We start from the raw sequence: 2521 nt of genomic DNA, 5'->3' as shown, positions 1-2521 counted from the left end.
ATTTACGGGTTAAAAATTGGAGAGCCTGTTTTTTTCTGTATGGAACGCGTTCCACATTCATTAAAAACAAAATTTAATTTTCCAACTCTTTTAAATTTCTTATACTTTTTTTATGCGTTTTTGTCAATACACTTATGCATTTTTTTCATTTTTCGTTCATTCTATCTAATTTCAGGTGTTTATTCTGCACAAAACAAACTGTTTTTTGTGCAAAACTTTCAATTTTCTAAATTGTTGTACCTCCTTTTCGGAATGTGGGTTTTAAAATAATCTGGCGGTTTTTGATTTTTTTCCCACTGATCAGCTCACACATACACTGAACAGATGCTTCAGCCATTTTGTCAATGGGCTGAACAATCGTACTGATCTTAGGCTCAACGATCTCTGTAATATAAGTTCCATCATATGACACGATCTTTACATCCTGAGGAATATTCTTATGCTGCCTGATCAGACCATTCATGCATTCAATAGCCAGCCGGTCTACTCCAAATACACCATCAAATTCAACCCTTTTTTCAAATATTTCTTCCACTACCTGATGATAATACTCGATATCAAGTCGGCGCCAGTCCAAATTATAGCAATAAGTTTCCACACCACGCTCATCCATGATCTTCTGAAATTCTGTGTGACGGTCATGGTACAGGGACTTTTTCTCAGCAGTACTTCTGAAATGAAGAGATCTTCTTGCATCCACTGGCAAGCAGTACTTCTGCTGCCAGTCTTCCACCTTCTTTATGATCTACTGTTACAACAGGGATATGTTCTCCAAGATAACGGTCAAGGGCAACGACAGGCTTCTGGATCCTGGAATATTCACTTTCATCCAGGGAAGACATACCTGCGATCACCCCATCCACAATATGTCTGTTCAAAAGATCCAGATATTCAGCTTCTGACTTCACATCCTTCAAGGTGTTGCAAAGCATGATTTTAAATCCGGCTCTACGCAGTTCTCCCTCTACACAGTCAATAAACTGGGCAAAAAAAGGATTCAGCACATTCGGAACCAGTACGGCAATGATGCCGCTTTTTTGTAATAAAGATTTCTGGCAAGCTCATTGGGTGTATAATCCAGCTCTTTCATCGCAGCTTCTATCTTCGCTCTTGTATCAATGGAAACATATCCACTTTCATTGATCATTCTGGACACAGTTCCAACACCAACTCCCGCCAGTTTTGCAACATCCTTTATTCCTGCCACACTTTCACCTTTCTTCCCCATTTATATACAATCAAGAATACCTGGCACAGTGTCACCTGTAAGCGGCCAAAAGTCCTCTGCTTCACTGGATCAGATACTTATAAATTTCTCTTTTAGTCACGCCTCTATCCTTTGCCACCTGCTTCATGGCTTCCTTACGCGGCATGCCCTGCTTTTCATAAAGTTCCATATGCTCCTCAACAGAAATCTCTTCCCAGGATGCCTGGGCTTCCTTTTCCATCTCTTTTCTGCTTCTTCCCTGGATTACCAGCACGCATTCTCCTAAAGGCTTGCTGTCCTTATGATATGCCAGAAGATCATCTATTGTGGTAAGGAAATGCAGTCTCATGCTTCTTGGTAAGTTCCCGGCATAAGGTCATTTTCCTGTTGCCAAGAGCCTCTCTTAACTCTTCCAGAGTGCTTAACAGATGATGTGGTGCTTCATAAATAATCATAGTTCTTGTTTCATTCTTCAGTTCTTCCAGAACCGCCCTGCGCTCTTTCTTATCAGACGGAAGAAAGGCTTCAAAAGCAAATCGCCTGGTAGGAAGTCCGGACATGGTAAGAGCTGTAATACAGGCAGCTGGACCTGGCAGAGAGGTCACTTCAATCCCCGCCTGATGACACATGGAGACCAGTTCCTCCCCCGGATCAGAAATCCCCGGGGTACCTGCATCTGTGATCAGGGCAATATTGGTGCCCTGGCGCATCTTTTCAACCAGTACCATCCCTTTATCAATCTTATTGTATTCATGATAGCTTGTCATAGGCGTTTTTATCTCAAAATGATTCAGCAGCTTAATACTATTCCTGGTATCCTCCGCTGCGATCAGATCCACCTCTTTCAATGTACGCAGAACCCGAAATGTAATATCCTCCAGATTCCCAATCGGTGTTGCACATAGATATAATTTTCCGCTCATAAATCCCTCACTTCAGATACAGTAAAATAACCATTGGCAAGCTGAACATTTAATACAAAGTAGTGTTCGTTATACGCAGAAAAGCATATGGATTATATATCATGCGAGGCTTTCGCAGATTTCGACTGCGCTAGCTTCTCTGTTATTTGCTGTGTCTGAACGCCGTAGGCGTGAGTTTGGCAAATGACAGAGATAATAAGCGCGCGGGAGAAATCCGAAAACGAAGCCCTGATATATAAGACATATCTGTTTCTGCAGTATTATCGCACACAACTCAACGAATAAATAACACCCTTGCCAATCGTTATTTTCCGTATCATTACATAATCCATAATCATCCCTGCCTCATACCATCCCATACAGTTCCAAGATAGACTTTGTGTAAAACACA

The 2521-nt window shown here is 41.5% G+C and carries 3 protein-coding genes and 1 pseudogene; all 4 read right to left on the bottom strand.

Features of this window, described 5'->3' with window-relative positions; all coding sequences use genetic code 11:
• Window positions 1–226 precede the first annotated feature (226 nt).
• Entirely contained in the window at window positions 227–700 is a 474-nt protein-coding gene (locus R1Y93_RS00380; protein WP_500821201.1) for a substrate-binding domain-containing protein, read from the bottom strand.
• A complete protein-coding gene (locus tag R1Y93_RS00375; RefSeq protein ID WP_500821200.1) occupies window positions 660–1004 on the bottom strand; it encodes a type 1 periplasmic-binding domain-containing protein in 345 nt (114 codons plus the stop codon). Before R1Y93_RS00375 ends, R1Y93_RS00380 begins: the two co-directional genes overlap by 41 nt.
• The gene (locus tag R1Y93_RS00370; RefSeq protein ID WP_500821199.1) at window positions 998–1207 is read right to left on the bottom strand and encodes a LacI family DNA-binding transcriptional regulator; all 210 of its coding nucleotides are present in this window, start codon (window positions 1205–1207) and stop codon (window positions 998–1000) included. Before R1Y93_RS00370 ends, R1Y93_RS00375 begins: the two co-directional genes overlap by 7 nt.
• Before the next feature lie 82 nt (window positions 1208–1289).
• Window positions 1290–2130: pseudogene (gene rsmI, locus R1Y93_RS00365) on the bottom strand (16S rRNA (cytidine(1402)-2'-O)-methyltransferase).
• Window positions 2131–2521: the final 391 nt, after the last annotated feature.

This window comes from Blautia sp. HA3515, from assembly GCF_059933065.1.
Note: the sequence above shows the minus strand (reverse complement) of the source record. Positions and strands in the feature narration are given on the sequence as shown.